This is a genomic window from Myxococcota bacterium, from assembly GCA_041389495.1.
Classification (GTDB): Bacteria; Myxococcota_A; UBA9160; order UBA9160; family UBA4427; genus JAWKRT01.
The window spans coordinates 39,146-62,694 of the sequence record JAWKRT010000002.1 but is presented as its reverse complement, the minus strand read 5'-3'; the positions used below and the strand labels follow the sequence as shown (position 1 = coordinate 62,694).

The following is a 23,549-nucleotide window of genomic DNA, read 5'->3' as shown; positions in this document are numbered from 1 at the left end:
CGCCGAGCCTAGCGAGCCGCGCGCCGCACCTTGCCGGTGGGCGTCATGGCGATCTCGGCGACGGGCGTGAACTCGCGCGGGATCTTGTAGGCGGCGAGCCGCGCGCGGCAGTGCGCGGTGAGCGCGCGGCGATCGGGCGCGTCGGCGGGCTCGACCGGCACGAACTCCGCGACCGGGATCTGCCCGAGCTGCGCGTGCTCCTTCGCGAACACGCGCGAGACGCGCACGCCGGGGTGCGCGTCGAGCACGGCCTCGACCTCCTCGGCGAAGAACTTCATACCCGCCATGTTGATGCGGTTCGCGCGGCGGCCGGCGAGGTGCAGGTCGCCGTCGGCGTCGAAGTAGCCCTGGTCGCCCGTGCGGAAGCCGTCGGGCTCGATCGCGCGCGCCGCGGGCAGCCACGGCCGCAGGTAGGCGTCGAACAGCCCGCTCCCGCGGATGCAGATCTCGCCCGTGTGCTCCGGCGACGACGCGCCGGGCTCGATGCGCGAGCCGTCCTCGGCGCGCAGCCACACGTCGTAGTCGGCGCCCGGGCGGCCGAGCGCCTCGGGCTTCGCCGCCGCGCTCGCCGCGTTCACGACGGGGAGCCCGACCTCGATGATCCCGAGCGCCTGCACGAGCGGGATGCCGAAGCGGAGCGCGAACGCGCGCGCGACCTCGGCGCGCAGGCCGTCGGCCGTCGACACCGCGAGGCGCACGCCGTCGAGCGCGACGCCCGAGTCGTCGCTCGCGAGCATCCGGTAGTGGTAGGGCGACGCGTAGAAGACGGTGGCGCGTGCGCGCGCGGCGAGCGCGAGCACGTCGCGCGGGAACGTGCTCGCCGGCAGCAGCACCGTCGCACCCGCGCGCAGGTAGAGCAGGATCGAGACGAGGAAGTGGTGCGCCATCGGCAGCAGCCACAGGATGCGGTCCTCGGGCCCGATGCCGAGCGCGCGATTCGCGTTCGCGAGCCGGGCCGCGACCGCCTCGTGGCCGACGACGACGCCCTTGCGCTCGTTCGTCGTCCCGGACGTGAAGCGGAGATAGGCGGGGTGGAGCGCGCGGAATGCGCGCTCGCCCTCGCCGTCGATCCCGGCCTCGCCGCACGCGCGCGCACCGTCGACGCGCCGGAGCGCGAACCCCTCCGACTCCTCGACGACGCCGTGGAGCGCGGACTCGCGCACGGCCTCGTCGAGCGCCGCGCCGGCCGTGCCATCGGGGATGGGCACGAAGCACGCATCGGCCGCGAGGATCGCGAGCGCGGCTTCGATGAAGCCCGCGCCCTGCCGCGCCACGAGACCGATGCGCTCGCCGCGCGTCACGCCCGCGCGCACGAGCGCGTCGGCGCGCGACTCGACGCGCGCGACGAGCGTCGCGTAGTCGATCGCGACGTCGCCCGCCGCGCGTGCGCCTTGCCCCGGCTCGGCGCGCGCGCCTTCGAGGATCGCCGGGTGGCGCGGGCGCGCGCGGGCGATGTCGCGGATGGCGTCGACGACGTTCACGGGAGCAGGGCCAGGTCGGCGCGCGCGGCGATGGCCTCGCGCACGCGCGCGGGCTCGACGCAGCCGAGGTCGCCGCGCGCGTTCGCGGCGAGCGCGGCCGCCGCGCCCGCGGCCTCGCCGGTCGCGAGCGCAGTGCCGATCACGCGCAGCGAGCCGAGCGCCTCGTGCGAGGCCGAGAGGCAGCGCCCCGCCATCGCGAGCCGCGGATGGTCGCGCGCGACGAGCGCGCCGAGCGGCACGGAGCACGCGCCGTCGACGTGCTCGAGCTGGGCGCGCTCGTGCCCGTGCCACAGCTCGATCGGCCAGCACGCGCGCGCGACCTCGTCGCGCGTGCGCACTGCGCGCAGCACGTGGGCGGCCTCGATGCGCGCGCAGCCGACCACGCGCCGCGCCTCGCGCACGCCGATGCGCGCGGCCGACTCGCCGAGCTCGGCCGCCTCGAAGCCCGCGCGCTCGCGCCGCAGGAAGGCGACGAGCGCCGCCGCGTCGGCGCGCGCGCGCGCGGCGAGGCGCTCGCGCTGCGCGGCGTCGAGCGGGTCGAACGGCGCGCCGTCGGGCTTGCGCAGGTTCACGGTGACGAAGGCCTCGCCGTCGCGCAGGCCGGGGCGGAAGAGGAGCGACTCGCAGCCACGCGGGAGCGCGCCGTGCCGCGCGGCGGCTCCGTCGCCGCGGCGAGCCGCATGCGCGCGAAGCCGCGCACGGCATCCGCCGCGACGCCGCGGAGCGCGAGGACGTACGACGGATTCTGCAGCGCGTCCGGGGGCTCGATCTCGGTCGCCGCACCGGCGAGTGCGGCGGCGTCGCCGTCGCCGCTCGCGTCGATGGCGATCCACGCGGCGACGGTGCGCGCGGCAGAAGGCGCGCCGCGCGCCGCGCGGCCCTCGCCGCCGGCGGATGCGCGCGCGCCCGGCGCGCCGAGCCCCACCTCGCGCGGCGCGCCGAGCGAGAGGCGGTGCGCCGCGCCGGGCGCGCCGAGCTCGAGCGCGACGAGCTCGGCCGGGAGCGCGCGCTCGATCGCCGGCTCGCGCGCGAGCGCGCGATCGAGCGCGCGCGCGAAGGCGCGCGGGTCCGTCGGCAGCACCCACACCCGGCCCGCGCGCTCGAGCTCGCCCGCCGCGCCCGCGCGAACGAGCGCAACCGCGACGCGCGAGGCGAGGCCCGGGCTCGCGAAGCGCGCCGGCCCGTCGTCGGCCAGCTCGTACAGGCCGCAGATCGTGTGCACGAAGGCGTTGCCGACGTTGCCGCCGAGCGCCGGGCCGCGATCGACGAGCAGCACGCGCGCGCCGAGCGAAGCGGCGGCGAGCGCGGCCGCGCAGCCGGCCGGCCCCGCGCCGATCACCGCGACGTCGAACTCCGCGGTGCGACCCGCGCGCGGGCGATCCGGCTCGCCGCACGCGCCCGCGCCGTCGCGCGCGGGAGACGGCCGCGCGCTCATCCGCCACCGCCGCTCGCGCGCGCGCCGTCGCCCTCCGCGCCGACGAGGTCGGCGCGCAGCGCGGCGCGGTAGAGCGCGAGCTCGTCGTCGCGGAAGACGCCGCGCTGGTGGACGTGCACGGCGTTGAGCCGGCCGGCGCGGCTGCAGAGGATGGCGCCGCTGCCGGGCGACGCGGGAACCGACGGCGTGTGGAAGGCGTTGCGCACCGGAGCGCCGCAGAGCGACGCGACACCCGGCGCGAACTCGCCCGTCCACGCGAAGAAGAACGAGCAGAGCTCGCCGCGGAACGCGCTCCGCGCGAGCGCGGAGTAGGCGCGCATCGGCGCGTGGCGCGCGAGATCCATCGCGGCCATCCCGTTCTCGACGGCGCCCGACTTGATGAGGGCGTGGCGCTGCTGCTTGAGCGCGTCGATCGCGCCGTCGAGCGTCGCGATCTGCTCGGGCAGGAGCTGGAACCACAGCATCGAGACGCGCGTGCGGAAGAGCGCGCCCTCGCTGCCGCGCGGACGCGCGTTCACCGGGAGCGGCACGACCCAGCTCGGCACGGCCGTTCCGCGCGCGCGCAGCACGGCGGCGTGCGCGCGCACCGCGGCGGCCAGGTAGAAGAGCATCGGCGTCAGGAAGCCGGCCTTCGCCTTCGCGCGCTCGAAGACGCGCGCGCTCTCGGCCTCGTCCATCCAGTCGTTCGCATAGCGAAGCTCCTGCGGAACGCGGCGCAGCGGGCCGGCCGGGGAGACGGGCCGCGCGCGCGCGAACGAGAGCAGGTGCGCGTGCCACGTCCGCGCGCGCTCGCCGCGCTCGCGCAGCGTCGCCGGGAGGGGCGCGATCTGCGGCGCCCACTCGTCGGCCGGGAGCGCATCGGGTGCGCGCGCTCCCGCGTCGACCGCGGCGAGGTGCGCGAGCACGTTCTCGCTCCCACTGCCGTCCATGAGCATGTGCGCCCACGTCATCGCGAGGTCGGTGCCCGCATCCGCGCCGTCGGGCGCGGCGTGGCGGACGACGTCGAAGCGCAGGAGCTCACCGCGGCGCAGCGCCATCGGCGCGTTCAGGCGCTCGAAGAACACCGCCGGGATCGGCTCGTCGCCCGCGAAGGCGGCGCGACCGCGCGGGAGCGCGGAGTGATGGACGGCGATGCGGGGCAGCGCCGCGCGCGGCGCGAGGTCGAGCCGGTACGCGGGCGGGCGGAACGCCGGGCGCCGGATCGGCGCGCGCACGATCGGGCACGCGAGCGCGACGCGTTCCACGACGCGCTCGAAGCGCGTCGGGTCGAAGCCCGGGCCGAGCCGCAGCACGAGCTGCGAGAGGTGACTCGCACCGCCCGTGCGGCGCGTCTCGGCGTCGAAGGCGCGCAGGAAGCAGTCGGCGCCCGTGAGCGGGAGGCGGGCGGGCATCTCGCCGGACGGAGTCACGCGGCGCGACTAGCGAACGGCGAGGTCGGCCGGGTCGTCGTCCATGAGTCCGTAGCGACACATGAACTCGAGCAGCCCGACGCTGTAGCGCTTCGTGGTCGCCTCGCCCGTGAAGACGCGCGGGAGGTGCTTCGCGAAGTGGAAGTCCATCAGCCGGCCGAGCCACATCTGCCGCATGCGATCGCCGACGCGGAACAGCGTGAAGAGCCGCCCGTCGTAGAAGTGGCCGACGACCTGCTGCCAGTTGCGCAGGTGGCGCAGCGTGTGCGCCTGGTAGCGCTCGAACGCGGCGTCGGTGCCCGCGGCGATCGCGCGCGCGAGGGCGTGGGCCGAATCGAGCGCGATCAGCAGGCCGCTCGAGAACACCGGATCGACGAACCCGAATGCGTCGCCGACGATCGCCCAGTTCTCGCCGAACGCCTGCGTCGCGGTGAGCTGGTAGTTCGTGTACTTGAGGACCGGCGAGATGCGCTTCGGCTCGCCGCCCCACGCCTTGATCGCCGGGTCCCACGCGAGGTAGCGGTCGTACTGCTCCTCGATCGTGTCGCCGAAGCCGCGGATGAACTCGCCGTCGAGCACGAGCCCGACGGACACGCGGCCGGGGAGCGGGATGCGCCAGCTCCAGCCGCGCTCGAGCTGGTCGGTGTGCACGTTGCCCTCGACGACGAGCGGCACGCCCTCGCAGTGCGCGAACAGCGCGGTGTCCTTGCGCCCGCCCTCGATCGTGGGGAGGTCGAACGCGCGCGCGAACGCGCGCGCGCGGCCCGTCGCATCGACGACGAGGTCGGGCGGGCCGGAGAGGAACGGGCGCGCGGCGTCGATCGTCTCCTCCGCGAGCGCGATGCGCGCGCCGTCGCGCGCGAAGCGGGCCGTGTGCTCGACGACGTGCGCGCCGGCGCGCCGCGCCGCCTCGAGCAGCGAGCGGTCGAGGCGATCGCGCGGGACGTTGTAGCTGTACGTCGTCGTCGCCTTGCGCACTTCGTCGAAGCGGAAGCTCATCTGGCCGTCGCGCAGGACGAAGGTCGCGCCGGGCTTGAACGTGCTGTAGCCGCGCACCTCGTCCTCGACGCCGAGGTCGCGCAGGAACGGCACGATGGCGGGGACGAGCGACTCGCCGATCACGAGCGGCGGGCGGCGACCGGCGTCGAAGAGCACGACGCGGCGACCCGCGCGCGCGAGCCAGGTGGCGAGGGCGCAGCCGGCCGGGCCGGCGCCGAGCACGGCCACCGTCGCGTCGCGATCGAGCGTGGGCATGGCGCCGATCCTACGTCGCGACCCGGAGGCGGGCAACGCGACGCGCGGCCCCGCCGCGGCGCACCGCGCGACCTCGCACGACCTCGCACGACCTCGCACGACGGGATCGGGGATCAGGTCTGGCGGTAGCGATGGCCGGCGCGCCACGCGAGCGAGCGCCGCCCGCGCGCGGTGTCCGTCGCCGGGAAGAGCCTCGCGAAGGCGCGACTCACCGGGCCGCGTCCGTAGTCGCGGAACCACCACTGCCGCAGCGCGAACTCGGCCGCGAGCAGCGCGACGCCGCTCGCGTGGAAGAGCGCTCCGGCCGCGAGCATCCAGCCCGTGAGGCTCGCGCGCTGGACCGCCCAGAGCAGCCCGAACGACTGCGCCGCGAAGAACACGCACCACAGGAACGTGATCGCCCGACAGTAGGGCGCCTTGAAGTCGGGGAAGTCGAGATCGATGCGGCGCGACCAGCGCTCGACGAACGTGCGTTCCTCGAAGAGGGAGGCCGCGATGCGCATCGAGACGTAGAAGCACGCGAGCGAGGCGAGCGACTGCAGCAGCCGCGGGCTCCGCGCGAGGAAGGCGAGCCCGGCGATCCAGATGGCGCCGCCGTGCTCGAGCGCGGTGAACACGCGCGCGCTCCGCGAGCGCGCGAGCAGGAGCCAGCGCGCGATGCCGAGCCCGGCCGCCACGGCGGCGACCCCCGCCGCGGCGAAGCGGCTCCCCCGCCAGCCGATCAGCAGGCCGATCGCGATCGGGTGGAGGAGCGCCGCGGCCACGAGCACCCCGCGCAGCAGCGCCCCGGCGCGGCGGAGCCGCGCCGGGCCGAGCGAGGAATCCACGAGTTCGGCGATCGTCGAGCGCGGGCGCAACGCAGCGGGCCTCCGGAGCGGCGAAGAAGCTAACGGGCGCGGACGCCGTCCCGCTATGATCGATCGACGGTCACTGCCGGTCTTCGCCACGGGCCCTGCGTCGCGGGCCGCGTCGAGGGGAGGCTCTCCCGACCATGCGCTTCCACCGCGAATCCCGCGACGACCGCTACGACGTCGTCGTGATCGGCGCCGGCCTCGGCGGGCTCGCCGCCGCGGCCCGGCTCGCGAAGGCGGGACGCAAGGTGCTCGTCGTCGAGCGCCACGACCGCCCCGGTGGCTATGCGCACGCCTTCAAGCGCAAGCGCTACCAGTTCGACTCCGCCGTGCACCTGATGAGCGGCGGCGGGACCGGCCCGGTCGCCGCGCTGCTCGGCGAGCTCGGCGTCGCCGACCGGGTCGACCTCGTGCGCGTCGATCCCTTCTACGCCGCCGTCTTCCCGGGCCTGCGCATCGATGCGCCGCTCGGCGTCGAGCCGTTCCTCGACGCGCACGCGCGCGCCTTTCCGGGCGAGCGCGCGGGCATCGCGGGCTTCCTGCGCGACTGCCTGGCGATCCGCGAGGAGACCGAGCGCGTCGAGGAGCTCGGACGTCTCGACGCCGTGCTCACCCACGCGCGCTCGCTCCCCACGCTGCGCCGCTACCACCGCTCGACGCTCGCGCGCGTGCTCGACGCGCACGTCGGCGACGCGCACGCGAAGGCCGCGCTCGGCGCGCTCTGGCCCTATCTCGGGCTGCCGCCGTCGCGCCTCTCGTTCCACTACTTCGCGATGATGCTCGCCGCCTACCTCGAGCAGGGCGCGTGGTACTGCCGCGGAAGCTTCCAGCGCCTCGCCGACGCGCTCGCGTTCGCGATCGTGCGCGACGGCGGAGAGGTCCTGCTCAAGAGCAGCGTGCGGCGCGTGTGCGTCGACGGCGGGCGCGTCGCCGGCGTCGTGCTCGAGAACGGACAGCGCATCGACGCGCCCGTCGTCGTCTCGAATGCCGATGCGCGGCAGACCTTCGAGGAGATGGTGGGCCTCGAACACCTGCCCGAGGGCGCGGGCAAGGAGCTCGCCGCGTTCGAGCCGAGTCTCTCCGCGTTCGTGGTATACGGCGCGACGACGCTCGACCTCGCGGCCGCGGGCGCCGCGCACGAGATGTTCCTCTACCGCACGTGGAGCCACGACGAGGATCACGCGAACGCACTGCGCGGACGGCCGAGCCGCATCGGGTTCACGGTGCCCACGCTCGCGGACGGCGTGCTCGCGCCCGAGGGCGAGCACCTGTTCGCCATCACGGTGCTGCTCCCGATGTCGCTCGAGCGCTCGTGGCGTGCGGCGAAGGAGCGCTACGAGGACGAGCTGCTGCGACAGGCCGAGCGCGCGTTCCCGGGGCTGCGCGCGTCGCTCCGCTTCGTCGAGTCGGCGACGCCGCGCACGTTCGAGCGCTACACGCGGAACACCGACGGCGCGATGTACGGCTGGGCGGCGCGCCCCGAGCAGGTCGGCCACGGGCGGCTCGCGGCCCGCGGCGCGGTCGCCGGCCTGCACCTCGCCGGACACTGGACGCAGCCGGGCCCGGGCGTGCAGGGAGCCGTCGCGTCGGGCGTCGCGGCCGCGCGCACGGTGCTCGGCGACGACGTTCGCTAGGCGGCCGGCCCCGCGCCGCCCGCGCGCCGGAAGCGCGCGGCGATGGCGCGCTGGGCGGCGACCGGCGCGATCCGCTTCGCCCAGTCCGCGAGCACCGATTCCGCGCCGATCCGGATGCGCCAGCTTCCGCGCTCGATCGCGCGCACGATGCGCTGCGCGGCGACCTCGGGCGCGCGCGCGCGGCGATCGAAGAAGCCCTGCACCTCGGCGCGCACGCCCTCGTCGCGCCCGCGCGCGGAGCGGATGATGCTCGTCTTCACACCGCCCGGGTGCACGCTCGTCACGCACACGTTCGAGCCGGCGAGCTCCGCCTGGAGCGACTCGGAGAGCGATCGCACCGCCGCCTTGCTCGCGCAGTAGGCCGCGTTCCGCGGCAGTCCGACGAACCCGAACATGCTCGACACGTTGACGATGTGCGCCTCGTCCTGCGCGCGCAGATGCGGCAGGAAGAACGCGCAGCCGTGCAGCACGCCGAAGAAGTTGATGCCGAACAGCCAGTCGAAGTCCTCGAGCGGGTGCTCCTCGAGCAGGTCGAGCGTGGCGACGCCGGCGTTGTTGACGAGCACGTGCACGGCGCCGTGTGCCGCGACGACCTCGCCGGGCAGCGCGGCCATGCGCGCGCGATCCGCCACGTCCGCCACGTGCGTCGACACGCGCACCTCGCGGCCCGCTCCCGCGCTCGCCGCCGCGAGCTCGCGCTCGAGCGCGGCGAGCCCCGCCGCATCGACGTCGACGAGCGCGAGCGCGCAGCCGCGCTCGGCGAGAGCGAGCGCGAGCGCGCGGCCGATCCCGCTCGCCGCTCCCGTCACGACGGCCACCCGACCCGCGAGCCTCCGCATCCGCGCTCCCTCCGTTCCCGCGCGGGTGCGCGCGGTCGCTAGTCGACGTCGTTCCAGTCGGCGCCGTAGTGGATCAGGATCTCCGCACCCGGCTGGATGTTGCGGAGGGCGTAGAGGTCCGTCCCGTCGATCTCCGCGTTCGGGCGCCGCGAGTGGTTGAGGTAGCGGAGCTCGTTCTCGACGAGCAGCCCCTCCGCGCTGCCGTCGTCGTCGACGAGCCAGAGCACGTGGGGGCCGTCGCGACGCGTCGGCCGCCCCTCGAAGGCGCCGATGCGCGCGCCCGTGCGGATGCGCGCGCGCGCGAAGACGCCCGTCCCGTGGCGCGGGCTCGGGCCGACGCGGATGCGCCGCCAGGCGCCGGCGTTCCGCGGGCGCTCGCTCACGCGCGAGCTCGAACGGGGGAGCGAACGCGATCGGTGGCCGGCACGCGCGGATTCTACACGCGCGCACCGCGCGGGCAGCGCGCCGGCTGCACCTTTCTATACTGCCCCCCATGTCCGAGACGACGAACGACGCACGCGCTCTCTACAAGCAGGGCTTCCAGCACTTCGCGAAGGGCGAGCTCGAGCCGGCGATCGCGCTCTACCGGCGCGCTCTCGAGGCGGACGCGACGCTCGCGATCGCGTGGAACGGGCTGTCGATGGCGCTCGCGCAGGCGGGCGACTTCGACGCCGCGATCGAGGCCGCGCAGCGGCTCGTCGAGCTCGAGCCCGACGAGCCCCTCTCGCACACGAACCTCTCGCGCATCCTCATGCAGAAGGGCGACATTCCGGCCGCCGAGGACGCGCGCGGCGCCGCCATGCGCCTGCAGATGAAGCCGGGCGGCGGCGCGCGCTAGGCCCGCGCTCCCCCGCCGCGCCGAGCGCGTTTCGCGCTCAGTCCCACGACCGGTCCGTCACACGGTGCTCGCTCGCCTTGTGGCACGAGCCCGCGCAGTCGCGCAGCTGCGACACGGTCGCGCCCTTGTGCGGCCCCGCCTTGAAGTCGTTCGCGTGGCAGCCCGCGCAATCCGGCTGGTAGCTCGGGAAGCGCCACGGAATCGTCTGCGAGTTGCTCGTGTGGCAGTCCCGGCACGCGAGGTTCGCGCGGTGGTCTCCCGGGTAGGGCCCCGTGTGCGTGTAGCGCGGGTTCGCGAACGTCGTCGTCGTGTGGCACGAGTCGCACGAGAGCTGGGTGTTGAAGTGGCCGGACGGCTTGCCCTGCGCCGAGACGCCGTGGCAGGTCGCGCACGTGCCGGGCACCACGTTCGAGTGGTCGAACGCGAGCACGGGGAGCCAGCCGTTCGTCGTGTGGCAGTCGTCGCACGTGTTGGGCGCGGGCGGATGGTTCGTCGTCTTGCCCGTCGCCGTCCCGCCGTCGTGACACGTGATGCACGTGCCCGGCGCGACGCCCGAGTGGTCGAAGTGCAGCACGGGCAGCCAGGCCGCCGTCGTGTGGCAGTCGTCGCACGTGTTCGACGTCGGCAGGTGCTTCGGGTGCTTGCCGGGCGCCGTTCCGCCGTTGTGACACGTGAAGCACGTGCCCGGCGCGACACCCGTGTGGTCGAAGCGCGCCGCGGGCGACCAGCCGTCCGTGGTGTGGCACAGGTCGCACTGGTTGGTCGTGGTCGGGATGTGGTTGCCGGGCTTCCCGCTCGCCGGCCCGCCGTTGTGGCACGTGAAGCACGTGCCCGGCGCGACCCCCGAGTGGTCGAAGTGCAGCACGGGCACCCACGACGCCGTGGTGTGGCAGTCGTCGCACGTGTTCGACGTCGGGAGATGGGTCCCGGGCTTGCCGGGCTGCGTCATGTTGTCGTGGCACGTGATGCACGTGCCCGGCGCGACTCCCGAGTGGTCGAAGCCCGACGCGGGCCGCCAGGCCACCGTCGAGTGACACACGTCGCAGGCGTTCGTCGTCGTCGGGATGTGGTTGCGCGGCCGGCCCTCGGCCGTGTTCCCGTCGTGACACGTGAAGCAGCTGCCGGGAGCGAGGCCCGAGTGGTCGAAGTTCGAGGCCGGCACCCATCCGTCGGTCGTGTGGCAGACGTCGCAGGCGTTGGTCGACGTCGCGACGTGGCCCGTCGGCGTGCCCGTCGCCGCGCTGCCGTTGTGGCACGTGTAGCAGGTGCCCGGCGCGACCCCCGAGTGATCGAAGTGCAGCACGGGGAGCCAGGCCGCCGTCGTGTGGCAGTCGTCGCACGTGTTCGACGTCGGCAGGTGGTTCGTCGGCTTGCCGGGCTGCGTCATGTTGTCGTGGCACGTGATGCACGTGCCCGGCGCGACACCCGTGTGATCGAACTTCGCGGCCGGCACGAAGGACACGGTCGTGTGGCAGACGTCGCACGCGTTGGTCGTCGTCGGAATGTGGTTGCCCGGCTTGCCGCGCGCGGTCGAGTCGTCGTGGCAGGTGATGCACGTGCCGGGCGCGACGCCCGTGTGGTCGAAGGTCGAGGCCGGCGTGAAGCGGCGCGTCGAGTGGCAGAGGTCGCACTCGTTCGGGCTCGGGACGTGGCCGGGGTTCTTGCCCTGTGCGGTCATGCCGTCGTGGCACGTGATGCACGTGCCGGGCGCGACGCCCGAGTGGTCGAAGACGGCGGGGAGCCAGCTGACGGTGCCGTGGCAGTCGCCGCACTGGTTCGAGGCCGGAGGATGGTTCGGCCCCTGGCCCGCCGCGATGCCGCCGTTGTGGCAGGTGTCGCAGCGCGCGGTGACGTCGCCGTGCTCCATGCGCGCCGGCAGCCAGGAGCGCGCGTTGTGGCACTCGTCGCACTCGACGCTCGTCGGAACGTGGTCCTGCGGCTTCGCGGTGACCGCGAACTTGGTGGTTCCGTCGTGGCAGTAGGCGCAGCTGCGCGGCGTGCCCGTGAAGCGACCGCCCACGTGGCAGCTCTCGCACGGCGTGCGGTCGTGCGCGCCGACGAGCGGGAAGCGCGTGAGGTCGTGGTCGAAGTCGACCGGCTGCTGGGCGAGCGCGGTCCGCGCGTGCAACGCGCAGAGCAACAGCGCCGACAGCAGAACGAGCCGCGCGGCGGCGGCGGTTCTTCCGAGTCGCGTTCCGCAGCCGGTCATCGCGAGCTTCCCCCCTTGCGCGGTCGCAACGTCCCGAGTCGAGCGTTCTCCCACGCCTCCTCCGAATGACACGATTCGCAGCTGCGCCCGAAGCTGCCGCGGTGCGCGTCGTCCTCGGCGTGGCAGTCGATGCAGTCGCGAGAGGCGCGCACCGCGCCGTCGGTCGGCGTCACGTGGCACGCCTCGCACTGGAGCCCCGCGTGCTTGCCGTGCAGCGGATAGGTCGTGCGGACGTCGTGGTCGAACGACCAGACGGCCCAGCCGTTCGGGTTGTGGCAGTCGGCGCACGCGGGCCCGAGCGCCTTGCGGTGCGGATCGTCCTGGCGGTGGCATGCGACGCACGTGCGCGGCGTGTCGGCGAAGCGCGCGTCGACGTGGCACGCCTCGCACGCGAGTGCCGCGTGGAGGCCGAGGAGGGGGAAGCCCGCCAGGTCATGATCGAAACGGATCGGGTGCGACCACTGCTCCTGACCGTGACACTCCGCACAGCCGACGCCGCGTTGCGTGAGCTGCCCGGCGTGTGCGTCGTCGGCGCGGTGGCAGCCGACACAGGTCTGATCCTCGATCTTCGCCTGCGTGCCTGCGGGATGGCACGACTCGCACTTCGCCTGCGCGTGCGCGCCCTCGAGCGCGAAGCCCGATTCCTTCTCGTGGTCGAAGCGCGTGCGCGCGAAGCTCACCTCGGAGTGGCAGGTCGCGCACTTCGGGCCCCGCGATCCGCGGTGCGGGTCGTCGAGCTCGTGGCACGAGCCGCAATCCGTCGGCAGGTCGACCTCGCCGGGCGGCTCGACGTGGCACGTCTCGCAGGCCGTCTTCTCGTGCGCGCCGCGCAGCGGGAAGTCGGTCTTCGAGTGGTCGAACTCGGCGCGCTTCCAGCCGCCGGGGTCGTGGCAGTCGCCGCACGCCGGCCCGAAGCGGCCCTCGTGCGCGTCGTCGAGGCGATGGCAGCTCCCGCAGTCCTTCGGCGTCGACGCGTAGCGCGTCCCGCCGCCGGCGGTCGCGACGTGGCAGAGCCCGCACGCGACGTCGCGGTGCTCGCCGACGAGCGGGAACTCGGTCTCGTCGTGGTCGAACTTCGCGGGCTTCCACGCGGCCGGCTCGTGGCAGTCGCCGCACTTCTCGCCCATCTCGCCCGCGTGCGCGTCGTCGTCCTCGTGGCAGGCGAAGCAGTCGCTCGGCGCCTCGCGGAACTTCGCGCCGGCCTCGTGGCAGCCGGCGCAGTCGGCGCGGCGGTGGGCGCCGGCGAGCTCGAAGTCGGTCGTCGCATGGTCGAACGCCGCGCGGTCGAGACCGATCAGCGCGAACTCGCGGCCGCGGTGCTCGGGGTGGCAGGTGCGGCACTCGGTGCCCGCGACGGCGGGCGAGCGCCCGTGGAAGCCGGCGCCGTTCGCGAGATCCGCGGCGACCTCCTCGTGGCAGTCGCGGCAGAGCTTCGACTCGCTGCCTGCCTCGGCGCCCGTGTGGCAGTTCTTGCAGTCGCTCTCGAGGTCGGCGTGCGGTGCGGCGAGCTTGCCGGGCATCACGAGCCGCTCCCACTGCGCGGCGCGCACGGGCGCGGCCACCGCGAGCGCGATCGCGAGCCCTGCGACGACGAGCGCGCCCCGCGCCAACCGGGCGCGCATCAGTACACGTGCACCGCGACGACGTGGACGGCGGCGGACCCGAAGAGCACGACGCACAGCGGCACGTGCACGGCGTGCCAGAGACCGAACAGCCACTCGTAGAACGTCATGACCGCCGTTCGCCGCAGCGTGCGCAGCCACTCGTCGAGCGCGCGGAGCGCGGCCTGCGCCGTCCGCGGCTCGAGGTTCGCGACGAGCGCGCGCTTGGCGCGCGCCCGGAAGGTGCGCGCGCGGAAGGGCACGACGAGCGCGCGGCGCAGGCTCGCCGGCACCGACCGCGCCGGTCCGATCACGTGCTCGGCGAGCTCGTCGAGCCCGCGACCGAGTCCCGGCACGCGCTCGGCCACCTGCGCGAGCGCACCCCGCTCGCTGCGCAGCTCGGCCAGCTGCGCGGAGAGCGTGACGCGTTCGCCGAGCAACCCGCGGTGGAGGCGGACGTAGAGGAAGCGACCGGCGATGCCGCTGCCCGCGACGAAGAGCGTCGAGAAGAGCGCGATGCTCGCGTTGAGCGATCCGAGGTCGAAGTTGCAGTGCAGGAGCAGCGCCGTGGGCGCCGCGATGCCGAGGATCATGTGCACCTCGAACCAGCGCTGGATGGCGCCCGCGCGCTGCATCGCGCGCACCCGCTTGCGCAGCGAGTACGAGAGCATCAGCACCATCTGTCCGAGGCCGACGATGCCGAGCGCGTAGCCGACGCCCGCGTCGGGAACGAGATCGGTGTCGTGACGGTTCGCGAAGCCGAGGGCGAGGAGCGCGAGGCAGACGACGCCGGCGATGCGCAACGGCCACGAGACGCGGTCGGGGCTCGTCGCCGCCTTGCCGGCGGTGGTGCACGACGCCGCCGGCTTCGCGCGCTTCCCTTCTCGGTGCGGCGGCGTCTGCGGTGAGGTCTGCGATCTTCGCTGCGCTGCGACGCCCATGCCCGCCACGTCTCGGTGCTTCCTCGCAGATCCTAGGAGTCGCCGGTCGCCTGCGCGATCGCGAAACGACCCGCCTCATGAAGTCTCAATGAACTAACAATGGGTTCCGGATTACCGACCGATCGTTCTTCTCGATCGTACGTGCCCGGATGTCTCACGACCGTCGCCCGACCCCAGTGGCGACGCTTGTTAGTCGATGCGCATCGTTCGATCCGTGACTCGAATCACCGACGCAGATGCGCAACGCTCCGATGCTCGTCGACGTCCCCTCTACGCTTCGCGTCTCGATCGGCCGATGGAGCGGCCTCCTGAAGCGAGCTTCCAGAACGGTCCGGGCGATGCGGTGCGGCGCGAGAGTGGCGCCGTCCCGCCCGCCCTTCGTCACGTGCCCTGCGCTCCGTCGCCAGGAGAGAGACGCTCCGCGTGCGCGCCCACCGCCGATTCCTCGTCCTCGCCGCGGCGCTCGCGCTCGCCGTCACCGCGGCACCCGCGCGCCGCGCCGCCGCGCAGCCGCCGCTCGGCCGCGTGCTGCGCGAAATCGAGGTCGGCGCGGTCGAGGACGGCACGCGCATCCTCGTCCGCCTCGACCGGCCGGTGCGCTACCTGCGCCACAGCCCCGCGAACAGCGGCCGGACGATCCGCATCGAGGTCGAGCCCCTCGCCCTCGGCGAGGTCATCGGCGACACCACCCTGCCGAAGCGCGAGTCGCTCCCGCCCCCGCCCGATTCGCCCGCAGGCCTGACCGAGGTTTCCTGGGAGTCGCCCGGTGGAACCCCCGACGGCGCGGAGCCCGCCGAGCTCGTCGTCCGGTTCGCGCGCACCGTGCGCTTCCGTGTCGAGCAGGGCGACGACGGGCGCAGCATCGCGATCGTCGTCGAGACACCGGGCACGCGCGCGCTGCCCCCGGCCGCCGGCGACGGCGAGCTCGCCGCGTCGCGCCTGCTCGTCGAGGCGCGGCGCGCCATCCGCGACGGCGAGGACGACCGCGCGATCCTGCTCCTGCGCAAGCAGCTCGACGCGCCGGACGCGGACGAAGCCGTGCTGCGCGACGCGAAGGAGCTGCTCGGCCTCGTGCACGAGCGACGCGGGCAGCTGCCGCACGCGCGGGCGGAGTACGAGGAGTACCTCGCGCGCTGGCCCGACGGCGACGCGTCCGCGCGCGTGCGACAGCGGCTCGAATCCATGCTCACCGCGCAGGCGCCGAAGGCCGCGGAGCTGCGCGCGGCCGCGCGCGCGACCGAGGAGCCCGTGCGCGCCGATCTCTACGGGAGCGCCGCCGTCACGTATGCGCGCTTCGAGACGATCGACGACTTCGCGGGCGGCGCGGTCTACGACTCGTCGTTGATCGGAGACCTGAGCGCCGTCGGGCGCCTGCGCACCGAGTCGCTCGCCCTGCGCGCCGAGGCCGTGGCGAGCTATCGCTACGACGTCGAGGGGCGGGGCGTCGGCGACGACACGCGCGTGTCGCGGCTGCTCCTGCGCGCGAACGACCCGGCCGAGACGCTCACGGCGACGATCGGCCGCCAGTCGCGCGCGAACGGCGGCGTGCTCGGTCGCTTCGACGGCGTCCACCTCGCGTGGCGCTTCTCGGACCGGCTCACGTGGAGCGCGCTGGCGGGCTTCCCGCTCGAGTCGACCTCCGCGCTCGGCGTGCACACCGAGAACGTCCTGTTCGGCACGGCGCTCGACGGCGACCGCCTGTTCGGCGACCTGTCCGGGCAGCTCTTCCTCGTCGGGCAGCGCGAGGCGTCGATGACGGAGCGCCTCGCCGTCGGCGGCGAGCTTCGCTTCGCCCGGCCCGGACGCTTCGGGCTCGCCTTCGTCGACTACGACGTCGTCTTCCGATCCCTCAACACCGCGCTGCTGACGGGCAACGTCACGGTCTTCGGCCACACCGACGTGTACCTGCTCGCGGAGACGCGCAACTCGCCCGTGCTGACGCTCGACAACGCGCTGATCGGCCAGACCTTCGTGAATGCGCAGGTCACGCAGATCGCCGACCTGCGCGCGCTCTTCTCGGAGAGCGAGATCCGCGAGCTCGCGAAGGACCGCACCGCGCGCACGTACACCGGGTCGCTCGGGCTCACGCACCGCGTCGACGAGCGTCTGCAGATCGGCGGCGACTTCACCGTCTCGAGCGTCGCGGGAACGCCGTCGTCGGGCGGCGTGCAGGGAACCGACCCGTTCGGCCCCGACTACGCGATCGGCCTCAACGCGACCCGCTCCGACTTCCCGGTGCAGGGTGCGTTCACGAGCGGGGCGCTCCGGTACTTCATCGGCGAGGCGACGGACATCACGACGCTGCTCGGCACGCTGCGCGTCCCGCTGCGCGGACGCGACCTTCGCGGCACGCTGCGCCTGCGCGGCGACTACCGGCGCACGAAGCCGACCGGCGCGGCCTTCCAGTCGCCGGACTCGGTCTCGCTGCGCCCGAGCGTCCGGCTCGACTGGCGATGGAAGCGGCTCGTCCTCGACGCCGAGGTCGGCCTCGACTGGCGGCAGGGGCTCGGCCAGGACTCCGCGAGCGTCGACTCCACGGGTTACTTCGCGGAGCTGGTGCTCCGATGGGACTTCGGAACGTGATCCGCGACCGGGCTCGAGGAGAGCGGGGATAAGAGAATGGAAGAGCTCGCCGCCGCGTGGGTCTACGCGCTCCCGATCGCGCTCGCCTGGGGCGCCTACGCCGCCATCCGCGCGCGCCAGACGCACCGCGCGCGCGCGATGCTCGCGACGTCGCTCGAGGACGGGATGATGCAGCCCGCGTCGCTGCACCCGTACATCGACCCGTCGCTCTGCCTCGGCTGCGGAACGTGCATTCCCGCCTGTCCCGAGCACGACGTGCTCGGCCTCATCCACGGCAAGGCCTACCTCGTCACGCCCGCGAACTGCATCGGCCACGGCGCCTGCAAGGACGTCTGTCCGCAGGACGCGATCGCGCTCGTCCTCGGCACCGAGGAGCGCGGCGTCGACATCCCCGAGCTCTCGGAGGAGTTCGAGACGAGCGTGCGCGGCATCTTCGTGGCGGGCGAGCTCGGCGGCATGGGACTCATCCGCAACGGCATCGAGCAGGGTCGCCAGGCGCTCGAAGCCATCGCCTCGCGCCTGCGCGGGTGTGGCACGCCGGAAGGGCTCGGCCCGGACGTGCTCGACGTCGTCATCGTCGGCGCCGGGCCCGCGGGCTTCTCCGCCTCGCTCGCCGCGCACGAGCGCGGACTCCGCTACGAGACGGTCGAGCAGGAGACGCTCGGCGGGACGGTCGCGCACTACCCGCGCGGCAAGATCGTGATGACCGCGCCCGTCGAGCTCCCCATGTACGGGAAGGTCGAGCTGCGCGAGACGACGAAGGAGGCGCTGCTCGCGCTGTGGGAGGACGTCGCCGAGCGCACGGGCGTGCGCGTCTCGTACAGCGAGCGCGTCGACGCCGTCGAACGGGCGGGAAGCTCGTCGTTCGTCGTCCGCACCAACCGCCGCGAGCTGCGCGCGCGCTTCGTGCTGCTCGCGATCGGCCGGCGCGGCACGCCGCGCAAGCTCGGCGTCGCGGGCGAGGACCGCTCGAAGGTCGTCTACCGGCTGATCGACGCCGAGCAGTACCGCGGCCAGCACGTGCTCGTCGTCGGCGGCGGGGACAGCGCGCTCGAGGCGGCGACGTCGCTCGCCGACGTGGCCGGAACGACCGTGACGCTGAGCTACCGCCAGAAGGCGTTCGGCCGCGCCAAGGCGAAGAACCGCGAGCGCCTCGCGACGGCGAAGGCGGCGGGCCTCGTCGAGGTGTGGCTCGGGTCGACCGTGCTCGAGATCGGAGTGCGCAAGGTCGCGCTCGACGTCGCCGGCGAACGGCGCGAGATCCCGAACGACGCGGTGATCGTGTGCGCGGGCGGCGTCCTCCCGACGTCCTTCCTCGAGGCGGCCGGCATCGCGATCGAGACGCGCCATGGCGAACGCTAGGCGCCCCCTGCGCGCCCTCGCGATGCGCGCCCTGCGCGCGACCGCGCTCGTCCTCTGCGCCGCGATGCTCGTCGGCGCGACGACCGCCGAACGCCTCGCCGAGGCCGAGCTCGCCGTGCGGTCGCGCGAGCCCGCGCGCGCGGTCGCGATCTGGAAGCCGCTCGCCGAGCGCGGGAACGCCGAGGCCCAGTACCGCCTCGGCGTCGCGCTTCGCACCGGCGCGGGCATCGACGTCGACTACGAGCGCGCCGCGCACTGGCTCGAGCGCGCCTCGAAGGCGGGCCACGTCGACGCGACCTTCGCGCTCGCCGCGATGGTGCAGAAGGGGCGCGGTGTGAAGGCCGACCGCTCGCGCGCGCTCGCCCTCTACGAGCAGGCCGCGCAGCGCGGCCACGTCGGTGCGAAGCGCAAGCTCGCGGCGATCGCGGGTGCGTCGTCGATGGCCGCCGCGACGGGCGCGGGCGAGGCCGCCGCGCACGCCGACGACCCGGACGTCCTGCTCGCGCGCGCGCTCGACGCGCCCGACGTCGCGCTGCTGCGCGACGCGCTCGCGCGCGGTGCCGACGCGAACGCGCACGACGCCGGCGGCCGCACGCCGCTGCACGACGCCGCGGCGCTCGGCGGCAACGCCGCGGCGCGCCGCGCGGGCGCCGACGCGATCGACGTGCTGCTGCGCTACCACGCGCGCATCGACGCCGCGGACGACCGCGGCGTCACACCGCTCATGGTCGCCGCGGAGTCGGGCCACCTCGAGGCCGTGCGCGCGCTCGCGAAGGCGAAGGCGAAGCTCGACACGGCCGACCGCCTCGGCTTCACGGCGCTCATGCTCGCGGCGCGCGAAGGGCACGCGGCGTCGACGCGCGAGCTGCTCGCGCGCGGCGCCCGCGCGGCGACCGCGCTCCCCGATCGACGCAACGCGCTCGACCTCGCCCTCGCCGGCGACCACGCGGACGTCGCGGCCCTGCTGCGCGCGCGCGGCGTGCGCAGCCTGCGCGAGCAGAGCGAGGCCGCGCGCCACTCCGAATGGCTCGCGGAGACCGTGCGCGATGCCGCCGGCGACGCATCCGGCCCCCCGCTCGTCGTCGCCGCGGCGCGCGGCCAGGACGAGGTCGTCGCCGAGCTCCTCGCGGCGTCGACCTCCCGTGCAACGGACCTCGCGGCGCGCGACGCAGAGGGCCACACGGCACTCACGCGCGCGGCGCTCGCCGGCCACGCCGCTGTCGTGCGGCGCCTGCTCGCTGCGGGCGCGCCCGCCGAGTCGGAGACGAGCGACGGCGTGCGCGCGCTCGCCTGGGCCGCGCGCGGCGGCCACGTCGAGGCCGCGAGCGCGCTGCTCGACGCGGGCGCGAGCCCGAGCATCGTCGATCGGAGCGGGCGCAGCGCGCTGTCGCACGCGGCCGAGCAGGGCTCGCGCGCGGTCGTCGAACGCCTCCTCGACGCGGGTGCGCGCATCGACGCCGAGCCCCTCCCGAAGACGCCGCTCGTCGCCGCCGCGCGCGCGGGGAACCGCGACGCGCTCGCCGTCCTGCTCGCGCGCGACCGCGACGGCGCGCGCCGCGCCGCCGCGCTCTGCGCGGCGCTCGCCTCGGGACACGGCGAAGCGACCGACGCGCTGCTGGCAGCGCGCGCGCCGGCGCGCGCGCGCTGCGACGACGAGCGCACGCCGCTCGAGATCGCCGTGTCCGGCGGAAGCGCGAAGACCGTCGCGGCGCTGCTCGCGGACGGCGCCGAAGCAGGTGCCGTGACGGCGGGCGGCACGCCGCTCGTCCACCTCGCCGCGCAGCGCGGCGACGTCGTCGTGCTGCGCGCGCTGCTCGACGCCGGCGCCGACCCCGACGCGCGCGACGAGCGGCGCGACACGGCGCTGCTCGTCGCCGCGCGCGAGGGGCGCACCGAGACCGTCCGCGTCCTGCTCCGGCGCGGTGCGCGGCGCGGCGCGCGCAACGACGCCGGCGAGCGCGCGATCGACGCCGCGCGGCGGCGCGGCGACACCGCGCTCGTCGAGCTGCTCGAGAAGGGCAGCGGCGGGTTCCGCGCGCTGTTCGGAGACTGAGGAGCGCGCGGCCCGAGTCCGGTCGGGGCCTAACGAGCTCCGTCGCCGCGGCCCGCCTGCAGCCGCTCGATCGCGGCGGCGAGGTCGGCCGGGTCCGGCGCGATCGCCTCGACCTCCTCGAAGCGCACGTACGCCGCGTGCAGGAGCTGCCGCGCCGCGCGCGCGGCGGTCGCCGCGTCGCCGTACGTGGCGTCGCCGAGCACCGGGTGGCCGAGACACGCGAGCGTCGCGCGGATCTGGTGGAGGAAGCCCGTCTTCGGGCGGATCTCGACGAGCGACGCGTCGCCGAAGCACGCGATCGGCTCGAGACGTTGCACGGCGACGTGCGTCCCCGCGCGCGGCGCGTCGTCGGGCTCGCGCGCGGAGGCGAGCAGCGGGCGCGCGCGCACGAGCGCCGGCCGATGCCGCACGACCGCGACGCGGAAGCGCTGCGTCTCCGCGCGCTCGACGCGGCCCGCGACGAGCGCGCGGTAGCGCTTCTCGACGTCGCCGCGCGCGAACGCGCTGCGCAACCGCTCCCACGTGCGCTGCTCGGTCGCGAAGAGCAGCGCGCCCGACGTGTCGACGTCGAGCCGGTGGACGACGCCGCTGCGCAGGCCGCGCTCGCCGACGCCGTGCACCTCGGGCCGCAGCGAGGCGACGAAGCCGAGCGCCGTCGCGCGCTCGCGCGGACGCAGCGGATGCACGGGCAGGCCGGCCGGCTTGTCCACCGCGATCCAGCCCGGGCCGCGCGCGAGCACCGCGAGCGCGAGCTCGGGCGCCGCGAGGGCGCGCTGCTCGTCGGGGGCCGCCGCGCCGCGCACGGCGACGACGTCGCCGGCGGCGAGCGGGCGGCCCTTGTCGGCGAGCGTCAGTGCGCGCGCGGCACCGGCGGCCGCACCGGCGAAGGCGCGCAGCGAGAGCGCTTCGTCGTCGAGGAGCCGGCGCACGGCCGCGCGCGAGATTCCGAGCGCGCGCGCGAGACCGCGGTCGACGCGCTCGCCGTCGAGCTCGCGGCCGATGCGGACCTCGCGGCCCGCCGCCGGCGCTCCGCCTTCGCTCGACGACGCCATGCCACCCTCCACACCGGCGGGCAGCGTAGCCCCGCGCGGCGCCGCGGACGCGCGCGCCGTGCGGGCGCGCGAACACGCGATCTCCCGCGCTCGATGGACTCCCCGCGGCCCCCCGTGTACCCTGCCGCGCCAATGGACTCCCGGCTTCCCAGCGCGATCGCGATCGGCATTCGCGGCGACATCCGCGGCGAGATCCGCGGCGAGATTCGCCACTCGGGCTCGCGGCCCGGGTCCCGCGCCGGCTGACGCGCGCACCAGGATCCGAGAGAAGGCCGCGGCAGCGCTCCGCGGCCTTCGTCGTCTCTGGGCCCCGGATCGCGAAGCGGCAGGAGAACAGGAGGAGCGCTCGCGATGAGCCCCGCGCGCACGCGCAAGGCCGACGCCGCCCGCGTCGCCGTCATGGACACCACCCTTCGCGACGGCGAGCAGACGCCCGACGTCGCCTACTCCCCGGGCGAGAAGCGCCAGCTCGCCCAGCTGCTGCTGAACGACGTCGGCGTCGACCGCATCGAGATCGCGTCGACGCGCGTGTCGGAGGGCGAGAAGGAGGCGGCGCGCCGCGTCGCCGACTGGGCGCGCAAGGCGCGTGCGCTCGGCCGCGTCGAGATCCTCGGCTACACGGACGGCAAGGCCTCCGTCGACTGGATCCGCGACGTCGGCGGCAGCGTGATGAACCTGCTCACGAAGGGCTCCGAGCGCCACTGCCGCGAGCAGCTGCGCAAGACGCCCGAGCAGCACCGCCGCGACATCGAGACGACGATCGCCTACGCGAAGCGCAAGCGACTCGCCGTGAACGTCTACCTCGAGGACTGGTCGAGCGGCGTGCGCGCGAGCTTCGACTACGTGTTCGCGATGGTGCAGTCGCTGCGCGCGGCCGGCGTCGAGCGCATCTATCTCGCCGACACGCTCGGCATCCTCTCCCCCGACGACGTCACGCGCTACGTCGGCCTGATGACGTCGACCTGGCCGGACAGCGTCTTCGAGTTCCACGCACACAACGACTACGCGCTCGCGTGCGCGAACTGCCTCGCCGCGGTGCGCGCGGGCGCGCGCGGCGTGCACACGAGCGTGAACGGGATGGGCGAGCGCGCGGGCAACACGCGGCTCGCCGAGGTGGTCGCCGCCGTCCACGACCACACGGCGCTGCGCACCGGCGTGAACGAGTCGCGGCTCGTCGCGATCTCGCAGATGGTCGCGACGCTGAGCGGCAAGGAGGTCTCGGCCAACGCGCCGATCGTCGGTCGCGACGTGTTCACGCAGACGGCCGGCATCCACGCCGACGGCGACGCCAAGGGCGAGCTCTACGGCTCGCGTCTCGCGCCCGCGCGCTTCGGCCGCGCGCGCCGCTACGCGCTCGGCAAGCTCTCCGGGAAGGCGTCCGTCGACCACAACCTGAAGGCACTCGGCATCGAGCTCACGCCCGAGAACCGCGACCTCGTCCTGCAGCGCGTGATCGACCTCGGCGATCGCAAGCACACCGTGTCGCAGGAGGACCTCCCCTACATCGTCGCCGACGTGCTGAAGTCGCCGGCCGAGCAGCTCGTGCGGATCGAGCGCTATCGCGTCGAGGTGTCGACCGAGGGCGCACCGCAGGCGACGGTCGCGGTGCGCTACCACGGGCGCACGGAGGAGGCGCGCTCGGAGGGCGACGGCGGCTACGACGCGCTGATGGGCGCGCTGCGCAAGGCCGTGAAGCCGTTCGGCATCGCCGTGCCGCGCCTCGCCGACTACCGCGTGCGCATCCCGCCGGGCGGGCGGACGGGCGCGCTCGTGGAGACCGTCATCTCGTGGCGGGCGGCGGACGCGGGCGCCGGCGCGGGCGGCGAGGAAGCCACGTTCTCGACGATCGGCGTCGACTCCGACCAGCTCGCCGCCGCCGTGATCGCGACCGAGAAGATGCTGAACCTGGTCGTGGCGCGACGCGCCAGGGGATCGCGCGCGCCCCGCCCGAGGGCGCGGCCATCGGCACGCTAGTCGCGCGCGCAGCACGCGCGGCACGCCCGCGCG

At 74.9% G+C, this 23,549-nt stretch carries 18 protein-coding genes; 6 read left to right on the top strand and 12 right to left on the bottom strand.

The window, feature by feature from the left end:
- Window positions 1-8: 8 nt before the first annotated feature.
- The 6 genes from R3E88_10900 to R3E88_10875 all read right to left on the bottom strand — a co-directional run bounded on the left by R3E88_10900 (window position 9) and on the right by R3E88_10875 (window position 6,406).
- Complete coding sequence (locus tag R3E88_10900) at window positions 9-1,481, bottom strand: class I adenylate-forming enzyme family protein (GenBank protein MEZ4216975.1); 1,473 nt, start codon at window positions 1,479-1,481, stop codon at window positions 9-11.
- Window positions 1,478-2,053 carry an FAD-dependent oxidoreductase gene (locus R3E88_10895; protein MEZ4216974.1) on the bottom strand — a complete coding sequence of 192 codons (576 nt, stop codon included), beginning with the start codon at window positions 2,051-2,053 and terminating at the stop codon, window positions 1,478-1,480. The genes R3E88_10900 and R3E88_10895 overlap by 4 nt, the downstream gene beginning before the upstream one ends.
- Window positions 2,050-2,916, bottom strand: coding sequence for an FAD-dependent oxidoreductase (locus R3E88_10890; GenBank protein MEZ4216973.1), 867 nt, complete (start codon window positions 2,914-2,916; stop codon window positions 2,050-2,052). Before R3E88_10890 ends, R3E88_10895 begins: the two co-directional genes overlap by 4 nt.
- Window positions 2,913-4,325, bottom strand: a complete 1,413-nt coding sequence (locus R3E88_10885; protein MEZ4216972.1) for a hypothetical protein — start codon at window positions 4,323-4,325, stop codon at window positions 2,913-2,915. The genes R3E88_10890 and R3E88_10885 overlap by 4 nt, the downstream gene beginning before the upstream one ends.
- A gap of 9 nt (window positions 4,326-4,334) precedes the next feature.
- Window positions 4,335-5,579, bottom strand: coding sequence for an NAD(P)/FAD-dependent oxidoreductase (locus tag R3E88_10880; GenBank protein MEZ4216971.1), 1,245 nt, complete (start codon window positions 5,577-5,579; stop codon window positions 4,335-4,337).
- 113 nt (window positions 5,580-5,692) lie between these two features.
- A complete protein-coding gene (locus tag R3E88_10875; GenBank protein ID MEZ4216970.1) occupies window positions 5,693-6,406 on the bottom strand; it encodes a hypothetical protein in 714 nt (237 codons plus the stop codon).
- A gap of 164 nt (window positions 6,407-6,570) precedes the next feature.
- Here R3E88_10875 and R3E88_10870 point away from each other — a divergent pair, with 164 nt between their 5' ends.
- Complete coding sequence (locus R3E88_10870; GenBank protein MEZ4216969.1) at window positions 6,571-8,064, top strand: NAD(P)/FAD-dependent oxidoreductase; 1,494 nt, start codon at window positions 6,571-6,573, stop codon at window positions 8,062-8,064.
- On the opposite strand, the gene R3E88_10865 is transcribed toward R3E88_10870, so the two are convergent.
- Both R3E88_10865 and R3E88_10860 read right to left on the bottom strand, forming a co-directional pair.
- Window positions 8,061-8,903, bottom strand: coding sequence for an SDR family oxidoreductase (locus R3E88_10865; protein MEZ4216968.1), 843 nt, complete (start codon window positions 8,901-8,903; stop codon window positions 8,061-8,063). The two genes, R3E88_10870 and R3E88_10865, sit on opposite strands and share 4 nt — an antisense overlap.
- A 38-nt stretch (window positions 8,904-8,941) precedes the next feature.
- Window positions 8,942-9,286 carry an SET domain-containing protein gene (locus R3E88_10860; protein MEZ4216967.1) on the bottom strand — a complete coding sequence of 115 codons (345 nt, stop codon included), beginning with the start codon at window positions 9,284-9,286 and terminating at the stop codon, window positions 8,942-8,944.
- A 110-nt stretch (window positions 9,287-9,396) separates the two neighbouring features.
- Between R3E88_10860 and R3E88_10855 the strand changes: the two genes are divergently transcribed.
- Window positions 9,397-9,741: a tetratricopeptide repeat protein gene (locus tag R3E88_10855; GenBank protein ID MEZ4216966.1), complete on the top strand. Its 345-nt coding sequence runs from the start codon at window positions 9,397-9,399 to the stop codon at window positions 9,739-9,741.
- 37 nt (window positions 9,742-9,778) lie between these two features.
- On the opposite strand, the gene R3E88_10850 is transcribed toward R3E88_10855, so the two are convergent.
- The 3 genes from R3E88_10850 to R3E88_10840 all read right to left on the bottom strand — a co-directional run bounded on the left by R3E88_10850 (window position 9,779) and on the right by R3E88_10840 (window position 14,492).
- On the bottom strand, window positions 9,779-11,869 hold the full coding sequence (locus R3E88_10850) for a cytochrome c3 family protein (protein ID MEZ4216965.1): 2,091 nt from the start codon (window positions 11,867-11,869) through the stop codon (window positions 9,779-9,781).
- 77 nt (window positions 11,870-11,946) lie between these two features.
- Window positions 11,947-13,560, bottom strand: coding sequence for a cytochrome C (locus R3E88_10845; protein ID MEZ4216964.1), 1,614 nt, complete (start codon window positions 13,558-13,560; stop codon window positions 11,947-11,949).
- Window positions 13,561-13,571: 11 nt separating this feature from the next.
- Window positions 13,572-14,492, bottom strand: coding sequence for a hypothetical protein (locus tag R3E88_10840; GenBank protein MEZ4216963.1), 921 nt, complete (start codon window positions 14,490-14,492; stop codon window positions 13,572-13,574).
- Window positions 14,493-14,915: 423 nt separating this feature from the next.
- Between R3E88_10840 and R3E88_10835 the strand changes: the two genes are divergently transcribed.
- Genes R3E88_10835 through R3E88_10825 form a run of 3 tightly spaced genes read left to right on the top strand, consistent with a single transcriptional unit; the run spans window position 14,916 to window position 20,490 of the window.
- Window positions 14,916-17,075: a tetratricopeptide repeat protein gene (locus tag R3E88_10835; GenBank protein ID MEZ4216962.1), complete on the top strand. Its 2,160-nt coding sequence runs from the start codon at window positions 14,916-14,918 to the stop codon at window positions 17,073-17,075.
- Between the two features lie 36 nt (window positions 17,076-17,111).
- Window positions 17,112-18,437, top strand: a complete 1,326-nt coding sequence (locus R3E88_10830; protein ID MEZ4216961.1) for an NAD(P)-binding domain-containing protein — start codon at window positions 17,112-17,114, stop codon at window positions 18,435-18,437.
- A complete protein-coding gene (locus R3E88_10825) occupies window positions 18,424-20,490 on the top strand; it encodes an ankyrin repeat domain-containing protein (GenBank protein ID MEZ4216960.1) in 2,067 nt (688 codons plus the stop codon). The genes R3E88_10830 and R3E88_10825 overlap by 14 nt, the downstream gene beginning before the upstream one ends.
- Window positions 20,491-20,519: 29 nt before the next feature.
- Here the strand turns inward: R3E88_10825 and R3E88_10820 are convergent, their stop codons facing one another.
- The gene (locus R3E88_10820) at window positions 20,520-21,542 is read right to left on the bottom strand and encodes an RNA pseudouridine synthase (protein MEZ4216959.1); all 1,023 of its coding nucleotides are present in this window, start codon (window positions 21,540-21,542) and stop codon (window positions 20,520-20,522) included.
- 351 nt (window positions 21,543-21,893) lie between these two features.
- Between R3E88_10820 and R3E88_10815 the strand changes: the two genes are divergently transcribed.
- Window positions 21,894-23,516, top strand: a complete 1,623-nt coding sequence (locus R3E88_10815; protein ID MEZ4216958.1) for an alpha-isopropylmalate synthase regulatory domain-containing protein — start codon at window positions 21,894-21,896, stop codon at window positions 23,514-23,516.
- The last annotated feature ends 33 nt before the right edge of the window (window positions 23,517-23,549 follow it).

Bases quoted from the DNA above. Each gene is read 5' to 3' on its own strand.
- R3E88_10815 (MEZ4216958.1), top strand. From the start codon at position 21,894: ATGAGCCCCGCGCGCACGCGCAAGGCCGACGCCGCCCGCGTCGCCGTC.
- R3E88_10855 (MEZ4216966.1), top strand. From the start codon at position 9,397: ATGTCCGAGACGACGAACGACGCACGCGCTCTCTACAAGCAGGGCTTC.
- R3E88_10820 (MEZ4216959.1), bottom strand. From the start codon at position 21,542: ATGGCGTCGTCGAGCGAAGGCGGAGCGCCGGCGGCGGGCCGCGAGGTC.
- R3E88_10890 (MEZ4216973.1), bottom strand. From the start codon at position 2,916: ATGAGCGCGCGGCCGTCTCCCGCGCGCGACGGCGCGGGCGCGTGCGGC.
- R3E88_10865 (MEZ4216968.1), bottom strand. From the start codon at position 8,903: ATGCGGAGGCTCGCGGGTCGGGTGGCCGTCGTGACGGGAGCGGCGAGC.
- R3E88_10825 (MEZ4216960.1), top strand. From the start codon at position 18,424: ATGGCGAACGCTAGGCGCCCCCTGCGCGCCCTCGCGATGCGCGCCCTG.
- R3E88_10840 (MEZ4216963.1), bottom strand. From the start codon at position 14,492: ATGGGCGTCGCAGCGCAGCGAAGATCGCAGACCTCACCGCAGACGCCG.
- R3E88_10870 (MEZ4216969.1), top strand. From the start codon at position 6,571: ATGCGCTTCCACCGCGAATCCCGCGACGACCGCTACGACGTCGTCGTG.
- R3E88_10880 (MEZ4216971.1), bottom strand. From the start codon at position 5,579: ATGCCCACGCTCGATCGCGACGCGACGGTGGCCGTGCTCGGCGCCGGC.
- R3E88_10830 (MEZ4216961.1), top strand. From the start codon at position 17,112: ATGGAAGAGCTCGCCGCCGCGTGGGTCTACGCGCTCCCGATCGCGCTC.